19 protein-coding genes are annotated in these 18,091 nt (G+C 54.5%); 7 read left to right on the forward strand and 12 right to left on the reverse strand.

All coding sequences use genetic code 11. The features are described from left to right. Positions 1 to 174: 174 nt before the first annotated feature. The gene (locus PHU01S_RS08085; RefSeq protein WP_048744848.1) at positions 175 to 2,286 is read left to right on the forward strand and encodes an alpha-amylase family glycosyl hydrolase; all 2,112 of its coding nucleotides are present in this window, start codon (positions 175 to 177) and stop codon (positions 2,284 to 2,286) included. A gap of 69 nt (positions 2,287 to 2,355) precedes the next feature. Here the strand turns inward: PHU01S_RS08085 and PHU01S_RS08090 are convergent, their stop codons facing one another. Both PHU01S_RS08090 and PHU01S_RS08095 read right to left on the reverse strand, forming a co-directional pair. Next, entirely contained in the window at positions 2,356 to 3,375 is a 1,020-nt protein-coding gene (locus PHU01S_RS08090; protein WP_049867911.1) for a Gfo/Idh/MocA family protein, read from the reverse strand. Positions 3,376 to 3,394: 19 nt separating this feature from the next. Further along, the gene (locus PHU01S_RS08095) at positions 3,395 to 4,168 is read right to left on the reverse strand and encodes a sugar phosphate isomerase/epimerase family protein (RefSeq protein ID WP_127507037.1); all 774 of its coding nucleotides are present in this window, start codon (positions 4,166 to 4,168) and stop codon (positions 3,395 to 3,397) included. 131 nt (positions 4,169 to 4,299) lie between these two features. Between PHU01S_RS08095 and PHU01S_RS08100 the strand changes: the two genes are divergently transcribed. Both PHU01S_RS08100 and PHU01S_RS08105 read left to right on the forward strand, forming a co-directional pair. Further along, a complete protein-coding gene (locus tag PHU01S_RS08100) occupies positions 4,300 to 5,118 on the forward strand; it encodes a helix-turn-helix domain-containing protein (protein ID WP_127507039.1) in 819 nt (272 codons plus the stop codon). A gap of 54 nt (positions 5,119 to 5,172) precedes the next feature. After that, positions 5,173 to 5,550, forward strand: coding sequence for a hypothetical protein (locus tag PHU01S_RS08105; RefSeq protein WP_127507041.1), 378 nt, complete (start codon positions 5,173 to 5,175; stop codon positions 5,548 to 5,550). A gap of 161 nt (positions 5,551 to 5,711) precedes the next feature. Here PHU01S_RS08105 and PHU01S_RS08110 read toward each other — a convergent pair whose 3' ends face one another. From PHU01S_RS08110 to PHU01S_RS08140, 7 genes are all read right to left on the reverse strand, one after another. Continuing rightward, positions 5,712 to 5,915 carry a DUF4181 domain-containing protein gene (locus PHU01S_RS08110; RefSeq protein WP_164763021.1) on the reverse strand — a complete coding sequence of 68 codons (204 nt, stop codon included), beginning with the start codon at positions 5,913 to 5,915 and terminating at the stop codon, positions 5,712 to 5,714. 81 nt (positions 5,916 to 5,996) lie between these two features. Then, positions 5,997 to 6,302 carry a hypothetical protein gene (locus PHU01S_RS08115; protein WP_127507045.1) on the reverse strand — a complete coding sequence of 102 codons (306 nt, stop codon included), beginning with the start codon at positions 6,300 to 6,302 and terminating at the stop codon, positions 5,997 to 5,999. A 123-nt stretch (positions 6,303 to 6,425) separates the two neighbouring features. After that, entirely contained in the window at positions 6,426 to 7,232 is an 807-nt protein-coding gene (locus PHU01S_RS08120) for a GNAT family N-acetyltransferase (protein ID WP_307721788.1), read from the reverse strand. Positions 7,233 to 7,258: 26 nt separating this feature from the next. Continuing rightward, the gene (locus PHU01S_RS08125; protein ID WP_246029172.1) at positions 7,259 to 7,804 is read right to left on the reverse strand and encodes a mycothiol transferase; all 546 of its coding nucleotides are present in this window, start codon (positions 7,802 to 7,804) and stop codon (positions 7,259 to 7,261) included. A 17-nt stretch (positions 7,805 to 7,821) separates the two neighbouring features. Continuing rightward, a complete protein-coding gene (locus tag PHU01S_RS08130; RefSeq protein ID WP_127507083.1) occupies positions 7,822 to 8,436 on the reverse strand; it encodes a histidine phosphatase family protein in 615 nt (204 codons plus the stop codon). A 250-nt stretch (positions 8,437 to 8,686) separates the two neighbouring features. Next, positions 8,687 to 8,869 carry a nucleoside-triphosphatase gene (locus PHU01S_RS26590; protein ID WP_246029173.1) on the reverse strand — a complete coding sequence of 61 codons (183 nt, stop codon included), beginning with the start codon at positions 8,867 to 8,869 and terminating at the stop codon, positions 8,687 to 8,689. Between the two features lie 794 nt (positions 8,870 to 9,663). Continuing rightward, positions 9,664 to 10,626 carry a tyrosine-type recombinase/integrase gene (locus PHU01S_RS08140; RefSeq protein WP_049869902.1) on the reverse strand — a complete coding sequence of 321 codons (963 nt, stop codon included), beginning with the start codon at positions 10,624 to 10,626 and terminating at the stop codon, positions 9,664 to 9,666. 124 nt (positions 10,627 to 10,750) lie between these two features. Here PHU01S_RS08140 and PHU01S_RS08145 point away from each other — a divergent pair, with 124 nt between their 5' ends. Both PHU01S_RS08145 and PHU01S_RS08150 read left to right on the forward strand, forming a co-directional pair. Continuing rightward, positions 10,751 to 10,945 (forward strand): aspartyl-phosphate phosphatase Spo0E family protein, encoded by a 195-nt coding sequence (locus PHU01S_RS08145; protein WP_021881017.1) that lies wholly within the window; start codon positions 10,751 to 10,753, stop codon positions 10,943 to 10,945. Positions 10,946 to 11,053: 108 nt separating this feature from the next. Then, positions 11,054 to 12,691: a putative bifunctional diguanylate cyclase/phosphodiesterase gene (locus PHU01S_RS08150; protein WP_218032430.1), complete on the forward strand. Its 1,638-nt coding sequence runs from the start codon at positions 11,054 to 11,056 to the stop codon at positions 12,689 to 12,691. A 230-nt stretch (positions 12,692 to 12,921) separates the two neighbouring features. Here the strand turns inward: PHU01S_RS08150 and PHU01S_RS08155 are convergent, their stop codons facing one another. Next, positions 12,922 to 13,764: a hypothetical protein gene (locus tag PHU01S_RS08155; protein ID WP_127507053.1), complete on the reverse strand. Its 843-nt coding sequence runs from the start codon at positions 13,762 to 13,764 to the stop codon at positions 12,922 to 12,924. Positions 13,765 to 13,931: 167 nt separating this feature from the next. On the opposite strand from PHU01S_RS08155, the gene PHU01S_RS08160 reads away from it, so the two are divergent. Both PHU01S_RS08160 and PHU01S_RS08165 read left to right on the forward strand, forming a co-directional pair. Continuing rightward, on the forward strand, positions 13,932 to 14,654 hold the full coding sequence (locus tag PHU01S_RS08160; RefSeq protein ID WP_246029176.1) for a response regulator transcription factor: 723 nt from the start codon (positions 13,932 to 13,934) through the stop codon (positions 14,652 to 14,654). Continuing rightward, positions 14,632 to 16,149: a sensor histidine kinase gene (locus tag PHU01S_RS08165; RefSeq protein WP_127507057.1), complete on the forward strand. Its 1,518-nt coding sequence runs from the start codon at positions 14,632 to 14,634 to the stop codon at positions 16,147 to 16,149. The genes PHU01S_RS08160 and PHU01S_RS08165 overlap by 23 nt, the downstream gene beginning before the upstream one ends. 123 nt (positions 16,150 to 16,272) lie before the next feature. Here the strand turns inward: PHU01S_RS08165 and PHU01S_RS08170 are convergent, their stop codons facing one another. Continuing rightward, positions 16,273 to 17,136 (reverse strand): carbohydrate ABC transporter permease, encoded by an 864-nt coding sequence (locus tag PHU01S_RS08170; protein ID WP_021881013.1) that lies wholly within the window; start codon positions 17,134 to 17,136, stop codon positions 16,273 to 16,275. A gap of 13 nt (positions 17,137 to 17,149) precedes the next feature. Then, positions 17,150 to 18,034 carry a carbohydrate ABC transporter permease gene (locus PHU01S_RS08175; protein WP_048749898.1) on the reverse strand — a complete coding sequence of 295 codons (885 nt, stop codon included), beginning with the start codon at positions 18,032 to 18,034 and terminating at the stop codon, positions 17,150 to 17,152. Between the last annotated feature and the right edge of the window lie 57 nt (positions 18,035 to 18,091).

Raw genomic sequence — 18,091 nt, forward strand, 5'->3', positions numbered from 1 at the left:
CTCCGTCAGCGGAGAAAACCGGGGTTTATTTCTGTCGAGAGGAGGCTTCCGTTCCGAAATCGCAAAGGCACTTAAAACCGTATGTGTAAGCGCTTCATATCACTCGCTTGAAAGGCGGTTATTTTGATGAACCTGACGTTGAAACGAATTCTTGCCGGAGCGGCCATTGCCACGATGCTTGCCGGAGCCCAGCTCACTCCTGCGGCGCCGATGGGCCTCGCTTCCGCCGCTCCGGACACCGCGGTCGGCAACAAGCAGAATTACAGCACGGACGTCATCTACCAGCTCTTCACCGACCGATTCTCCGACGGCAATGCCGCCAACAATCCGACGGGAGCGGCCTTCAGCTCCGGCTGCACCAACAAGCGCGTTTATTGCGGAGGGGACTGGCAAGGCATCGTCAACAAAATCAACGACAACTACTTTACCGGCATGGGCGTTACGGCCCTCTGGATTTCCCAGCCTGTAGAGAACATCTACTCCGTCATCAACTATTCCGGCGTGACCAATACGGCCTATCACGGCTACTGGGCCCGCGACTTCAAGAAAACGAATCCTGCCTTCGGCAGCTTCACGGACTTCCAGAACCTGATCAATGCGGCTCATGCGAAAGGCATCAAAGTCATCATCGACTTCGCGCCGAACCACACCTCTCCAGCCATGGAGACGGATACTTCCTTTGCCGAGAACGGCAAGCTCTACAACAACGGCACGCTGCTCGGCGGATATACCAATGATACGAACGGCCTCTTCCACCATAACGGCGGCTCGGACTTCTCCACGCTCGAGAACGGCATCTACAAAAATCTCTACGACCTGGCGGATCTCGAGCAGAACAACAGCACGATCGATACCTATTTCAAAGACGCGATCAAAGTCTGGCTCGATCTCGGCATCGACGGCATCCGCGTCGACGCGGCCAAGCATATGTCCATGGGCTGGCAAAAGAACTGGGTCGCCTCCATCTACGGCTACAAGCCGGTCTTCGTCTTCGGAGAATGGTTCATGGGATCTGCGGCCGCAGAGGCGGACAACACCAAGTTCGCCAACGAATCCGGAATGAGCCTGCTCGACTTCCGCTTCAACCAAGAAGTCCGCAGCGTCTTCCGCGACGGCACGGACACGATGTACGGCCTGGACGCCATGGTCGCAGCGACAGGCTCCGACTATGCGCAAGTATCCGATCAGGTTACGTTCATCGACAACCATGACATGGAACGCTTCAAAACCGGTTCCTTGAGCAACCGCCGTCTCGAGCAGGCGCTTGCGTTCACGCTGACCTCGCGCGGCGTCCCGGCGATCTACTACGGCACCGAGCAATACATGACTGGCGGCACGGATCCCGACAACCGCGCGATGATGCCGTCGTTCTCCACGACGACGACCGCTTACAAGGTCAGCGGCCTGCTGGGACCTCTGCGCAAATCCAATCCGGCCATCGCCTACGGCACGACCCAGCAGCGCTGGATCAACAACGACGTCTATATCTATGAGCGCAAATTCGGCAACAATGTCGCGGTCGTAGCCGTCAACCGCAACCTGTCCACGGCTGCATCCATCAGCGGCTTGGTCACCTCCCTCCCGGCGGGAACCTACAATGACGTTCTCGGCGGACTGCTTGGAGGCAACAGCATTACGGCGGCATCCGGCGGAGCTGTCGGCACGTTCACCCTGGCTGCAGGCGGCACGGCCGTATGGCAATACACGGCTGCGGCGACAGCTCCGGTCGTCGGCCATGCAGGTCCGGTCATGGGCAAGCCCGGCAACACGGTCACGATCGACGGCCGCGGCTTCGGCTCCTCCAAGGGCACCGTATACTTCGGCAGCACAGCCGTAACAGGCACGGGCATCGTCTCCTGGGAAGATACCCAGATCAAGGTCACGGTTCCTTCCGTCGCCGCCGGCAGCTACGGCATCAAGATCCGCACCTCCGGCGCGGTCGACAGCAATGTGTACAACGGCTTCAACATTCTGACCGGCAACCAGGTTTCGGTGCGCTTCGTGGTTCAGAATGCAACGACGGCCCTGGGCGAGAACGTCTATCTCTCCGGCGGCGTATCCGAGCTCGGCAACTGGGCTCCAGCTGCCGCCATCGGACCGATCTTCAACAAGATCCTGTACGCTTACCCGACTTGGTATTACGATGTCAGCGTGCCGGCAGGCACCGCTCTCCAGTTCAAGTTCTTCAAGAAGAACGGAACGGCGGTCACTTGGGAAGGCGGCTCCAATCATACCTTCACGACTCCCGCTACCGGGACGGCGACGGTTGTTGTGAACTGGCAGTAACTTTTCGGAAGACGAAAAAACCCGAAGGCCGGCCCCCCTGGGTCCGTGCTTCGGGTCTTTCTTTTTTTTCTAGAGCTTGACGAACTGTCCGGTTCTCTGGGATTCAAAGGCTGCCAGAATGACCTGCAGCGACTTCAAGCCCTCTTCCCCCGAAATGGCCGGAGGCGTATTCGTCGCGATGGAGTCCACGAAGGCATCGATGACTCCGCTCGGCACTTGCTTCTCGTTCGTCGCCATGGCGCCGACTTTGTACGTTTCCACCAAGCCGTCGACAGGCTCGACGATGACCTCGTCGCCGTCCACCGTGCCGATCTTCATGACGCCTCGCTCGCACCACAGCACCGTGCTGTTGTCCCCGCCCTTGTACTGCGTCCAGCTGGCGACCAGCGTTCCGATCGCTCCGCCCTTCATGCGCAGAAGGCAGGCGGCGTTGTCGTCCACATCCGTGCCTTCCTTGTCCAAGGTACCGATAAAGCCGGCGACCTCCGCTACCTCGTCGTTCAGCAAATACCGGATGAAATCGGATTTATGCACGCCGAGATCGCCCATGGCGCCCATGATGGCTTCGTCCTTGCGGAAGAACCAGCTCTCCGCGCCGTCCACGCTCCAAGCCTCCGGCCCGGGATGGCCGAAGGAGGTACGGAAGGTGAGCACCTTGCCGAGCTCTCCGGAATCCAGAATCTCCTTGGCTTTCACATGCGGAGGCATGAGGCGCTGATTATGTCCGACCATCAGGAAAACACCGTTATTCCGGGCGGCCTCGATCATCCGCTCCCCTTCTTCCAGCGTCGTAGCCATCGGCTTCTCGACCAGAACATGCTTGCCTGCGTTGGCTGCTGCAATCGCCATGGAGGCATGGAGATGATTGGGCGTGCAAATGCTCACCGCGTCAACATCCGCTTGGGCGAGCAGCTCCTCAAAGGAAGCAAAGGCTTGGCCGCCATAAGTCTCGGCCATGCTCTCGGCCCTCTCCAGAATAGGGTCAGCAAAGGCGACCAGCTCTACGTTCCCGTTATCGGCGTACTCCGGAATATGTCTGCGCTGGGCGATGGCGCCGCAACCGATGACAGCGACTTTGATTTTGCTCATAGCTTCTCTTCCTCCTTAATTAGACGTTCAAATAGTTGCTTTTAAGCCATTCGTAGCTGTTCGAGATGCTTTCCAGCGGGGGATTCTGGCAGACGTCCTGCTCCACGATCAGCCACTGCACGCCCGCTTCCGCTGCAGCCTCGATGACGGCAGGCAGATCGACGGTGCCTTGTCCCAGCTCCAGCGTTTTCATCTGACCCTGCTCATCCGCGCTGAAATCCTTCAAATGCAGCAGCGGCAGGCGGCCGGCGTAGTTGCCGATGTACTCAACGGGATTCCGGCCTGCGAATTGAACCCAGCATACGTCCATCTCGACCTGAACCGCTTCCGGCGTCGTCTCCTTGAACATGGCGTCAAAAGCGTTGTCGCCGCCGACTTGGCCATGGAACTCGAAATCATGGTTGTGGTAGCCGAAAATCAATCCCTGCTTGCCGGCTTCAAGGCCGAATTGCTGCAGCTCGGCGAAAAGCCGGCTCCATTCCTCGCCGCTTTGGGGACGGTCCTCCGGCATCAGATAAGGGCAGATCATGTATTTGGCGCCGATCGCCTTCAAATAATCGATTTCTTTTTGCAGATCCTCGCGCAGAGCTTGCAGGGATACGTGGCTGCTGAAGCCCTGCAGGCCCAGCTCGTCAAGCAGCGCTTTCATTTTATCGGCGCTCAAATCGCCGTAACCGGCGAACTCGACGCCTTTGTAGCCAAGCTCCGCGACTTTGCGAAGCGTGCCCTCAAAATCTCTGGCGGTTTCATCCCGCAGCGTGAACAATTGAAGTCCGATGTTAAGTTTTTCCATATGGGCAAGCTCCTTTGCAGACATGTTTTATTCTCTGGTTTCATTCTAGGGGATTACAGCCTAAAATGAACATATACAATATCGTTAGAACATGAACGATTTGCTCGGAATTCCAAGGGGAGGGTTTCTTTTTGGACACATCTTTGCTTATCTGCGACTATTCCAATCATTATAAACCCTTTACTCAGGACTTGAAGAGCGGACTGCAGCATTACCTATTCCGCCTTCAGACCGAAGGCTCCTGCCGGGTGTTCACCGGCGGCCAAGAGTATATCCTGAACGGAGGCGACCTGCTGCTGCTCCGGCCCGGCGACGATTACCATCTCGTCGTGGAGGAGCCATTAAGAAAGGGCCGCTTGTCCAGCGCCGATTATTATCTGTTTTGCCATGGCTCCTGGATTGATCTCTGGTGGGATCGCAAGGTCCGCCCGGCGGTCAGCCGGGTCGGATCCGACGACAATCTGATCGGCTTGTGGCGCAGCCTTATGCTGGAGAAGCGCCGGGGCTCAATGGAAGGAAATGACGAGCTGAAGGATGTTCTTCTGCGCAGCCTCTGCCTGTCTATCGATCGGGCCATCGCCGAGAATGTCCAGACGGACCGCAAGGGCATGGCGACACTGAAAATCAAGAGATTCATCGAAGAGCATGCCATGGCCACCTTCAAGCTTGAGGAAGCCGCCGCTTACGGAGGCCTCAGCTTGTCGCGGGCCGTCCGGCTGTTCAAAGAGCATTACGGCAAGACCATGATCCAATACGCGATTGAAATCCGCCTCAATGCCGCAGTGGAGCAGATCAAGTACGGCGAGCTTAAACTGGAGCAGATCGCCGAGGCTTGCGGCTTCGCCAGCTACTCTTATTTTCACCGGGTGTTCCGCGCCCGCTTCGGCATCTCGCCCTACCTCTATCGCTCCCGGCAGTCGCTGGCCGGATTGAAGCTCGAACGGGACTAAAATGCCTTTTTAAGAAAGCGTTAAGATAATTTGGACAATTTGAGGGAGAGAATTATGAAAAGAATTTTATTGGCTGCAACTATGCTGGTTGTCTTGTTCGCTGGATTTCTTACCTTAAGATTTGGAAGCGCCTTGTCACAAGAGGGAAATCCTCTACCTATACTTTATTCAATATCTAAACTTGAATTTTCGAAGAGTAGTTATGAACCGTATTCCAAAACAGACAAAAGTACAAGATTCGTATCGGAGAACACAGGCGAATCTAGATATGATGCAGTCAAGGATATTATGTGGAAAAATGATTGGGACTTCAAAGAACAGCTGGGATCTGGTCTTATCTTTGAAAAAAACGGTCAGACAAAAGTGGTAGAGACGAGACAATTTTCAAAACATTATATCCTGTCTGTTATCCCAAATGATGGATTGAGCTAGATGGATGCCAAATGATAATTAGCAAAGCAGCATTTCTCTTAGTATCATGCATTTCTTTCCCCCTTAACATTTTTTGTATTTTTCAACGGGCGCCGAGGCTCGTGCTTTAAGAAACATTAGGTAAGAAACGTACCAACAATGAAGTCTAACATAGCCTCTTTTTAAAGAATGAAGAAGATCAAAGCTTCTCCGAGCATCAGAACGAAAAGGGAAACCAAATATTCTTTGGACGGCTTTCGATACTTCCAATCGATAAAGGTCTGAAAGCCCTGGCCGCAGAAAAGAATCGCCATCCAGAGCCACTTCTTGCTGATGGCCTGATCATGTAAAAGCAGCAGAAAGACAAAGGCGAATGCCAGCAGCACGAAAATCGTTTTTCCCCAAGCATCCGCTCTTCTGCCTGATCCTATGGGCATGTCTTTATCGACGTGATTTCTGAGGCCGGTTTAGTTCCTTAAATTGTGTTCCTTTTCATATTCCCTATTTCTCTCCGCGAGCGCTTTTTTATATGTTGCCGCTGCATGTGGGAAATAAAGTTCAATCAACAAAATAAGGCTGCCCCCAATCATCAACAGGATGGAAATAAGGTTTGCCGCGTATCCTCCCGTTTCTCTCAACGCTGTTCCATATTTCCCCGGAGGTGTCGACCATCCCGTAATGTGGGGAAGATACATTACCGCCGCAAGATGTACCCCTAAATAAAGCAGAACTCCGCTTAACAGAATAAATCCGCCTGCAAGAATCCTTTTCACTCCTTCCACAACCTTTCCAAATAGACTCGCCCGAGACCGGCAGGCACAATCAACGGCAAGTGAATGAAGCCAAACCTCATTCGAACCTAAGACCGGAATGTGAGTGAGCCGGATCCTTTATGCTTACTCCGCTGCTCTCTCCGTCCAAGATGCTCGTACATAACCTATTTTCATTCCCAGGCGCTCCATATTTTTATGGCTATGGGATTGAAATGAGCACTGGCTGATGACTAGCTTGCAATCGTTGTTCACGGCTTCTTCTATTCGTCTCCTCAATAAGCTTTGATGCAAGCCCCGATTTCGGTACTGGGGCAACGTAGCTGCGAAGGTCAAGGATGCCTTTTTATCCTTGCTGTACATCACACCGGCCGCTGCCGGAACTTCTTCCAGGCACGCGATAAAAAATTTCCATCCCGGTCGATGATACAAAACCTTATTATTCTGCAAGACATATGGGATGCCCTCATCGGATAATCCTGTTCCTCGGCAATGAATCGCTGCATACAGCTCCAACTGATCTTCTCTGCATTCTAACAAGGTGACGCCATTGGAATATACATCCGCATAGGTTTGGGGTTCACTAACCATTGAAGTGTGAAAGCCGGATTGATAGAAGCCCCGATCAGATAATCGTCGAAGGAAGCTCTGATCCACCAACGAAGGAATCACTTCGAAACGAGGTGTTCGAGCTCTTGCTCTATAGAACTCGGTTATGGGCTCAATAACATCAATGTCTTCCGACCTCAATCCTTTAATCGTATTAAAAGCCGCCCAAGTCATGGTCTTGCTGTAATAACAGACTGCATTCCCGAATCGCTGAATCTCGATTCCTTCCGGATTTCCGGGTCGAGCCTGAATGGCTGACATCCGATCCGTCATGTAATCAATCTCGGCATTTTCAATGTCCTTGATTTGTTCTATGGATGGCAAACTGAAAGACATAAGTCACCTCGGTATCAACTTTCTCTACTACCCTCTTCAAGTATTCCGGCCCGTCTCCGTTTCTTTCTCAACAATCGGATTTGCCCTCTATGATTGAGCTCATCTTCAAAAACATGAAACCAGTGAAAGTAATGGTTCGACGGCTTATGATTTAAAGGCTTTTCTATATCCAGCCAGCTATCCTCCCGCCCTCGAAAACACTCCAAGGTTTTGGAACGTTCTACGGTCAGCAGATCTAAATAATAGGCCAGGTCCTTTCCTTTAACATACTCTCTGCCCAGCTCGCCGAGCTTTATACCTGGATCCCAGAATTGCTTCTCTTCCAGATTGAGATCCCTATCTTCAAAGGTCCATGTTCGGTAAAAAAATTCAATGGAGGCGATATGAAACAATAACGCCCCAATTGAATTGCTGTCGTCATCGTCGAGATGATCTAGTTGAAGGGTCGATAAATCCTTGACGCTTTCATACGTCGTATATCGAGCGTAGTTCATCATGGAAATGAGTCTGCCGATTTGAGGCGAATAGCCTTCCATTTCCGAAATTAGATAAGAGTCCACGACGTTAACCCTTCCTTCTAGGATCTTGCATTTAAATGTTCGGTGGAAGCAAAGCCTTCTATTCTGTACTGCCCTCTATCATAGATGAGCTTTGTAATGGAACACTCCGAGATGAGCTCACTCTGTGCCGCTACAAAATCAGGATGCCAGTTATTCAGTTCACTCTCCGGGAATGTGTGAACCATGAAGTCGGTAATCAATCCTCCGTGAGTCACAACGACTATGCTGCTCTCGGAAGAATGATGATCTCCTAATTCAGACAATAATGAGGCCAGGCGTGCTCCTGCCTGCTTGGCTGAATCACCTACTGGCGGGATATACTCCGGATTCTGCGTACAACGGTCCCATAACGCTACAAACTCCTCGAACGTCTGTCCGGCCAAATCACCCCAATTAGCACGCTCCCGCAAGCGACCATCTTCTTTTAAAGGGATCTCCGATTTCAAGGCGGCTATAAATGAAGCCGTTTCTTTCGCTCTCCGCAGCGGGCTTGTGACGATCATGCCGATTGAAACGTTATGAAAATAATGGGCTGTCATTTGAGCTTGTTCCTTGCCTTTCGGGGTGATGGAGACATCTCCGATTGCTCTCTCCTTAATCGCATGTCTGACAAGAAAGAATGTTGCGCTCAATGATAGAGGCCTCCTTATATGGCTTTCCAAGGGAATTGTCCCAAGAACGATCTTATTGCCGGAGACAATTTCCCGTACTTTTTTTGGAAATTGCTGGACAGCATTTGCATGAATCCAATTTCATCCAGTACAATTTTTTTTTGGAGCACACAACATCCTGCAATATTTTCATGGCAAAATGCTCAAATCCATCCACATCCATTCCGTACCTTCCGACTCGAACATGGCTGGGACTTGCTACATTCGCAATCTATACACTCTCTCCATCGATGGACATGCATCTAAAACCGATCCGGTCATTTGAACTCGTTATTTCCTCTGTATAGAACCCGCCACAAAGCTCTGAGCCCAGTTCGTCAAAAAGGTTCTTTATCACTGTGGTCTTGCCTGTTCTAGGACGGCCAGTAAGTAAAAATATGCGGTGTATGCTCATCTATCCCTTCTGATTTTAAACAAGCTTACCGGTACCTTATCCGCTCTTATTTGGTAGTATAAACCAATTCCCATTCTATGGCTCTAGGAAAAAACCGTAGAGCTCCTTTGTTTTACTGCAAGAGGAGTTAGCTGATCTGCAAGCGGCAATAGCTATACTGAACGACTCGGAGAAGGACGTACCTAGCGACAATTCATGCTCATGAAGCTAGAAGCCTAAAGTGCTTGAGCCCTCATCTCCTTTCTTTTCGAATCCGGGGGCCCCCGCCTCATAGCATGAGTACTCTGATTCTTGATTCTCATAGGACTTGAAAATTCAACTGCAAGAAGATAACATCACTTGCCGCTGGTCTACATGTGCCGAACCGGTAGATGCGCATTGCCGATTCATGATGGGCATCCTCATTAAGCGAACGTCTTGCTGCATAGAATGCGTGCTGCTGCCACGATCGGCAGCTGGTTTCTGAAATTCCTGTGTTTTGGGATGGCAAAAGCACTTTCGGCAATTCACGATAAAGCCGCTGAATCTTGGTTGATGAACTGGCCTACCCATAGAGGAAGTTTTGTATGTCGAGGGTACAATGCTTGATTTGAGGGCATTTCGAGAGCATATTCCGATCCATGATCGGCACTTGGAATCCGCTTACAGTCCCATTAAAAATGATTTCGGGTATACTATTCGTACAATGCATGTTGTGCGTCTTTTCGACAACTTATGACATCATTTTACATAAGAAGATATTGCCATTTTAACATATTCTAGTGTGAGTGAACATGCCGATTAGGAAGAAATACCTATAGGATGTCCTTCAAATGTTCGCCTACGTAATCCGATGCGGTCTTTTTGAGCTGATTCACCGTGTGCAGGTATCTTTGCGTCGTATTCATATGGGAATGCCCCAGCATCTCCTGTACTTGCTGCAAGCTGGCCCCGCTCAATAGTGCCAGCGTCGCATTCGTATGCCTTAACCAGTGAGGCGTCACTTTCTTGGTCAGCTCGCTGGCGTCCCGGGCGTTGCCGATGATCTTCTCCACCCATCTGGCTGAGATCGGGAATACTCGATGCCCTTCCTCCATGATGTCCTTCGGGCAGGAAGACCTATATTGGCCTAGAATATCCCAGAGTACACTTGGGACTTTGATCTCGCGAATCTTGTCCCCTTTCCCCTTTTTGACGGTCAGCCACACGGACGATTCCAACGGATCCGTATGGAAATCCTCCCATTTCATGGCGACAAGCTCGGATACCCTCAGACCAAGCATGGCAAGCGATAAACCCAGCGCGTAGTTCCGAATTCCTTGCTTTTTTAGCTGCCGAAACAGGATGGACAGCTCTCGTTTAGTCAAATAATGCTGGGCGCTTGTAATTTGAACCTTTGGATTTTTAGTGTTTGCCGTAGGGTTGTCTTTCATCATTCCGATCTGGGGGTGACAGCACCATCGGAACAAAGAACGCAGCGCGGACAGGATGCCTGCGACCGTAGCGGGTTCGTAAGGCCGGCCTGTTTCCGCATTGATTTCCTTCATTAATCGCAGCTTGAAGGCTTCGATTTCCCTCCAGGTCACGTCGCGAAGCGGAGCGTACGAAGTATAGGCTCTGAACATCTCAATCGCTTTTTTATAGTTTCTATGAGTAAAACGCGAGCTGCTGCAAGTTTCTAAAAAAATGGCAATCAGTTGCTCATCGGTAAGCTCTTCGGCGTTTCTTCTCTTCGTTAAAAGCGATAAATGCGGATCTTGGCCCGGTATCGTAATCATGCTCGGGTTTCCACCAACTTCCATTTTTGCTTCGCACAACATGCATTGTACGAACTTATCATAACTCGTCGCTCGGCATTTTAGACAGACTCATTATTCCGTCTTTTAAGGCAGGTGGCGTTGCATGGATTTAGATGAAGAAGCTTTAATTGAATTGATTGAAACGACAAGAGACCGTCTGCTGGAGGCCTATCAGCTCCATCCTACTTTTCTGCATCCGCTAGTCATTCAATACAGCACGGAGTTGGACAGGCTGCTGGATCTGTACATGCATAAAACCCAGACTGCGCCGAGCCATACACCCAGAGGAGGTACGTAAATGCCGTTTGTTCATCGCCCTTTTCATTCTTACCTATGGGGGAGTCTCTTTCTATGCCTAGCCGTAATTACCCTGGGAGAATGGCTGATTCCTGCGCCTGGCTCCCAGATGGTCTGGCTGGTCTTCTTGATTCCGATCTTTATCTTTTCCTATGAATTCGGTTATAAGGGCGGGATATCCTTTACCTTCATCGGCCTCCTCTGCGAGGTGTTGATTACTTGGAATGATTTCACGGACGGAGATCTCCGTACGACCCAGCTGCTTCGGATTTTTGAAGCCATGATTGTCCTGCTGGCTTTTGCGGTCGCGATCAGCGCCCTTGCCCATCGCCTGCATAAAAAGCGCAAAAGACTGGAGCAGATGGCTTTCCGCGATCCTTTGACCAACCTTTACAACCGTACGGCCATCCAATTGGAGCTGGAACGTTTCGTCGACGAGAGCCGCACTCCTCAGCCGTCGATCTCCTGCGTATTCATCGATGTCGACGATTTCAGCTATATCAACGATACCTTCGGCCACGACGCTGGGGATGAATGCCTCAAGGAAATCGCCGAGAGGCTGCGCGAGGAGCTTCCGGAAAACTCGCAGCTGTGCGCCAGACTTGGCGGAGACGAATTCATCGTCGTCCTCCTCGATTCCAAAAAAGATCAAACGGAGAAATGGGCTCAGGATCTGATTTCCAAACTGTCCGGCTACCCCTATCTGCAGGCGTTGAACCTGACCTTCAGCGCCGGGATCGCCAGTTATCCCGATGACTGCCAATCCGTCAACGAGATTTTCCAGCATTCGGATGTCGCCATGTACCGAGCCAAACGTGAGGGCAAAAACCGTGTTCGAGCGTATATCAAGGAAAACAAGCTTGAACTGCTCAGCGAAATGCGGCTGGAGCAGGAACTCCGCGCCTCCTGGAGCAGGCGGGACTTCCAGCTTGTCTACCAGCCGCAAGCCGAGGTGGCCTCAGGAAAAATAATCGGCCTGGAAGCGCTGCTGCGCTGGGACCATCCGGAATACGGAAGCATACCGCCCGATACCTTCATCCCCATTCTCGAGCGCACGGATCTCATCGTGCCGATCGGCGAATGGGTGCTCCTCGAGGCATGCCGCATGGGCAGATTTTGGCAGAGAGCGGGCTTGCATGATTTGCGCATTGCCGTCAATATTTCCCCGGTCCAATTGAAGGAGCCTCTGTTTGCATCGGCCGTCAGCAATGCGCTGCGCCTTACGACCCTGTCCCCGCAGTCGCTGGAGCTCGAGATTACCGAGAGGATCGCCATGATCCACAGCGACACCTGCATCCAGAAACTCCGGGAGCTGAAGGACATGGGCATCCGGCTCGCGATGGACGACTTCGGCAGCGGGTACTCGTCCTTGAATTATTTGATCCGTTATCCCCTCGATAGGATCAAGCTGGACAAGGAATTCGTGCAAGCCCTGAACGATTCGGCCAATGACGCCGTATTGTTCGAATCTCTGATCGGTCTCTTGCATCGCTTGAACCTGAGCGTGGTGGCCGAGGGAGTCGAAACGCAGGAGCAGCTTGAATTCTGCAAGCTTCATGCATGCGATTTTGTCCAAGGATATTTGATCGGACGACCGATGAACGCAGAGCAGCTGGCACATTATTTTCATGGAATGATCGAACAGCCGTCAAAAAGGGAAGGACATGAAAGGACTGAACATGAACATTCTGCCGGCAAGATCGAGACATCGACGCCGGTTCTACATAGAAGTGAAGTGACCTGCTAGGAGCTCCGAACTCTGCTGGCGAAGCTCGGCTCCAAATCCCGCGGCACAGCAGCCCCCTCCTGACTGACCCAGGCGAATACAGGCCGTCCAAGCCAAAAAAAACCGCAAGGACGGACATCCAACATGTCCCATCCTTGCGGAATCCGGTCGCCATCAATCCTCATTGCGATTTTTCGGCCTCGCATTTCCTTGTCTACTCCTGCGGCTCTCTCTTTGCTGTATTCGATCCCTTACTTTTGCACGCTCAGACTTTCCAGCTTCTCGATCTGCTTCTCGTAGAGAGGGAGCAGCTTGGCGAGCGCTTCCTTGATCGCCGCGGCATCCCTGGATTCGGCTGCCTTGTCCAGCTCGATCCGGGCATTGAAGAACCCGGATTCGGCTGGAGCCGATGAAGGCACGCTGCTCACCAAAACTTGTACCGGGGAGGTCTCTCCCGTCGAACCGGCGACATCTTTTTCGGCTTTGAGGGCCGGCACGGCGATTACGGGGCTTCTGCCCTCCTTGCCGCTAGGCTCGCCGGATTCCAGGTTTTCATGCTTGAAGGTCGCCATGCCGGACGACGATAGGACCGCCGGCTTGCTCTGGATCGTGAAGGAGACGCCGTCCTTCGTCGATTGGAATTCTCCGCCGCCTGCCGGAACGATGACCGCTGCCGCGCCGGCTTCACCAGACTTGAGCTCCCCGCCGGACTTCAGCGTCACGGAGCCGGCCTTGACGGCTGCGGCTCCGCTCTTGGCCAGCTTCTTCATCGCGGAATCGTACTTGTCCAGCGTCTCCTTCCAGGCATCCGCCGTTTCCGGGGCATACTGGCGGGCAAGCTCCAGCGGATCGGCCAGCTTGATCGCCTTCATGGTGGCGACGGCTTTGTCCGACGTGGATGCTGCGGTTGCCGACAGGACGGCTGCCTTGCCGGCCGTTGCAGGCATGCTGCCAGCGCCTTCCTTTTCCAGAGAAGCGGCATACTGCTTGGTCAGCGTCGGGCTGATCGCGGCATTGGCCGCGACCGGGCTGGCCACGGCGGCTAGCAGGACGGCGGACAGGGCGACACGGCTGGCGATTTGGTTTCGTTTCATGATGGAACACTCCTTGGGATATGGGATGGCTGGTACGGTTCCCACTTTACGCCGAGGGTGTGGCAGCCGATTGGTGAATTTGTGGAAAAACGATGGCACGGGCCAATCCGCCGGAACGGGTTGTTATAATAGGGACAGAATTCCACCCGTTCAGGAGGGTTACCGTGCTGGATTATACCATTGCCGTCGTGGATGACGATCCCCATATACGCGAATTAGTCGAAGCTTATCTGCGCAAAGAAAATTACCGTACGATCGGGCTCGGCTCGGGCGAGGCCGCCTTGGAGCTGCTTGAAGGCGATCCCCCTCATATGTGGGTGCTCGATCTCATGCTGCCCGGCATGGACGGCTACGAGCTGTGCCGCCGCATCCGTGACACGGCCGAAGTGCCGATCATCATGATCTCCGCCAAGGACAGCGAGGTCGACAAAATTCTCGGACTCGAGCTCGGCAGCGACGATTACCTCGTCAAGCCGTTCAGCCCGCGCGAGCTCGTCGCCCGCGTCAAGCGCCAGCTGCAGCGGCTCCGCCGGCTGCAAGGCATGGAGGAAGCGCCGGCATCCTCCGTCCGCATCGATGCGGGGCCGCTGCTGCTTTTGCCCGAGGAAAGGAGGGTGTTCTGGCATAGCGAGGAGGTCGACCTGACCTCCAAGGAATATGCGCTGCTCCAGCTGTTCGCCGAGCGCCCGAACCGCGCTTACACGAGAGAAGAGCTGCTCGTGCAAGTATGGGGCGACGATTATTTCGGCAGCGACCGGGCGGTGGATCATCTGCTCAAGAGACTTCGCAAAAAGATTGCCGGACTGCCCGTCGAGGCGGTCTGGGGACATGGCTACCGGCTGCGCGCCGAGGAAGGGGGAGCCTGCCATGAAGCTGCTCCATCAAATTAACCTCGCTTTCGGAGCGGTGCTGATCGTCGTGCTCGGGACGGCCGCGCTCCTGATCCATTTCGTACTGCTCGACCATTTCATCGGCTCGCAGCAACAAGAGCTGCGGACGATGGGGGCGAGCATCGCCTCTTCCCTGGAGGTCAAGCAAGCACAGGCTTCATTCAGCAGCGCCGGGATGGCCGCCGTCCCTACGACGGATGCGATGAAGCCCGATTTGACGATCGGGAGCATCGGGAAGAGCCCGCTGATCGACACCGCCAAGGACAATTTCCGGAGCAGCGGGACGGGCACAAAAACCTATAAGCTGCAGTCTCGGGCAACGGTTCTGGCAGCGGCCGACGTGCAGGCGATCGTGACCGATCCAAGCGGCAACATCGTGACCGACAGCGTCGCCCTACCCTCCGGCGTGGCCGCCGTGCCGGCCGAGCTGCAGGGAGTCCGGCTCTCCTCGCAATCTGCGCAAGCCGTGCCAGCCGCTGCGACGCTGAAGGAGCTGTGGACAGGCGCGGACAGCCGCTACATGGTGCAGGTCAACGAGGTTCCGCAGGGCACGCTCACTCTGCTCGCGCCGATGAGCAAGGTGAAGGCGCTGGAGCAGGCTCTGTTCGGACGCCTGCTCTTTGTGCTCGCCGGCGGAGGCGTCCTCGTCCTGCTGCTCAGCCTGTTCATAACGAAGAAGCTCATTCGTCCCCTCATGGAGCTGGGGGAGGAGCTGAGGAAGGTCAAGCAGCGCCAGTTCGCCGAAGTCCGGCTGATCCGAGCCGGCGGAGAGATCGGCTCCGTCGCCCGCACCGTCCATGAGCTCGCCGGGGAACTGGACCGCTACAACCGCGTGCAGAAGCAATTTTTCCAGAACGCGTCCCATGAACTCAAGACTCCGCTCATGTCGATCGCCGGATATGCCGAGGGCATCCGCGACGGCGTGTTCGAAGGCGAGAGCTCCCGGCGCGGCCTCGACATCATACTCAGCGAGAGCGGACGGCTCAAGAAGCTCGTCTCCGAGATGACGCTGCTCGCCAAGCTCGACAGCGAGGAGGATATATTCCGCTCCTCTCCGGTGCCTTTGCGGGAGCTGGTCGATGAGGCGAGGGAGCGGATGAACCCGATGCTGATGAAGAAAGGGCTCCAGCTTGTCGTGGAAGCCGAGCCGGATGCGGCCGGAGCGCTGACGGTCGAGGCGGACAAGGACAAGCTGCTGCAGGCGCTGCTCAATATCGTCGCCAATGCGGCTCGGCATGCTCGAAGCGTCATTACGATCCAGGTCAAGTCCCACTCCAAAGGCATCCAGCTCACGGTCGCGGACGACGGCACCGGCTTTCCCGAGTCGCTGCTTCCCCAGCTGTTCCACCGCTTCGTCAAAGGCAAGGACGGCGACACCGGCCTCGGCCTTGCCATCTCCCGCGCCATTGTGGAGCGCTGCGGCGGGTCCATCCGGGCCGGCAACCAGGCAAGCGGCGGTGCCGTCATCTCCATGGGCTTCCCAGCCTCCAGCTAGCCATGCCAAAAGAGCAAGAGCCTCCTTCCCGCTCGGGAAGGAGGCTCTTGCTTTTCCGGCTTTAGGCCATGCAGACTTTAAGCCATGCAGCTTTAGGCCATGAGGCCTTTAACCTTCCGGACTTTATTTCATGCCCGAAATATTGTAATTCTCGATGATGTGCTTCTGGAAGAAGACGAAGATGATCATGATCGGAACGACCATGAATGCCGCTCCCGCCATCTGCAGAGCGAAGTTGGTGCCATGCTGGCCCTTCAGCAGCGACAGGCCGACCGAAAGGGTGTACAGCTTCTCGTCGTTGGCGATGATGAGCGGCCACAGAAAGCTGTTCCAGCCCCCGATGAACGTGAGGATCGCCTGCACGGCCAGAATCGGCTTGGACATCGGCAGAACGATCTGGGCGAACAGCCGGTATTCGCTCGCCCCGTCGAGGCGCGTCGCCTCCATGATCTCATCCGGCAGCGTCGACATGAACTGGCGGAACAGGAAGATGCCGAAGGCGCTCGTGAAGCCCGGCAGCACGATGCCGAGCATCGTGTTGGTGAGGCTCACGCTGTTCAGGATCAGATAGACCGGAATCATCGTCACCTGGCCCGGAATCATCATCGTGGCGAGCACGAGCAGGAACATTTTCTCGCGGCCCTTGAAGCTGTACTTGGCGAAGCCGAAGCCGGCCATCGCGTTCAGCAGCAGCCCGACGAAGGAGAACAGCGTGATGAGCAGCGTATTGGTCAGGTAGGTGCCGAAGTCCATCTCGGTGAACAGCTTGCCGAAGTTCTCGAACGTGAAGGATTCCGGCCACAGAGTCGGCGGGATGCGCTTGATTTCCCCTTCCGTCTTGAAGGAGGAGAGCAGCATCCAGATGAACGGCAAAATCATCGCGACGCCGAATACGGTCAGCACGATGCCGGCGGCCCACTGCTGCAGCTTATCCCGCGAGCGGCCGGTCGGGGCTGCCGATTGCGCTTGTTTTGGTGTCAAGGACATGACGGTAAGCCTCCTATTCCTCGGCTTGCTTCCGCTGGAGTCTCAGCTGGAGCAGGGTGACGGCAATAATGATGAAGAAGAGCACGAACGATCCGGCGGCGGCATAGCCGAAGTTGCTGAACTGGAAGCCGTTCTGGTAAATGAACAGAGACGCGGATACGGTGCCGTTGAGCGGCCCGCCCTGGGTCATGACGAAAGGCTCTTCGAAAAACTGCAGCCAGCCGATCATCGTCGTCACGCTGACGAAGAAGATGGCGAAGCGCATCATCGGAATCGTGATCCGGGTCAGCTGCTGCCAGTTGCTGGCGCCGTCCAGCTGCGCCGCCTCGTAGTACGAGCGGTCGATACCCTGCAGCGCCGCGATGAAGATGATCATGTTGAGGCCGATGCTGCGCCACAGCGCCAGCAGGATGAGCGACAGCTTGGCGATCGTCGGGTCGGTCAGCCAGGCCACCTTGTCGAACCCGAGCGACGTCAGGACGTAATTGAAGAGGCCGATGCCCGGATTGTACAGATAGCTCCAGACGACGGCCACAGCCACGACGTTCGTCACGGACGGCAGGTAATAGACGACCCGGAATACCTTGAATGCGCGCGAGCGTCCGAAGTTGATCAGCAGGGCGGCTCCGAGCGAGCAGGCGATGACGAGCGGCACGCCGATGACGACGTAGAACAGCGTGTTGCGCAGCGCCAGCAGGAAGACGGGATCGCCCAGCACGTCGGCGTAATTCTGCAGGCCGACGAACTTGATGCTGGAGTAGTTGGCCAGCCCCGCCAAGTCCATGTCGGTCAAGCTGATGTAGACCGCGACAAGAATGGGCAGCAGGGAGAACACGGCTAGCAGGATGAGGGTCGGTCCGATGAAGACGTACGGCGCAGCCCTTGAAGGTCCTTTCATCCATCTCACTTCCTTTACGGTCCTGACGGAGGGCGGAGTGCAGATCAGCCGGCTGCC

The sequence above is a fragment of the Paenibacillus humicus NBRC 102415 genome (genome assembly GCF_004000905.1).
Taxonomy (GTDB): domain Bacteria; phylum Bacillota; class Bacilli; order Paenibacillales; family Paenibacillaceae; genus Paenibacillus_O; species Paenibacillus_O humicus.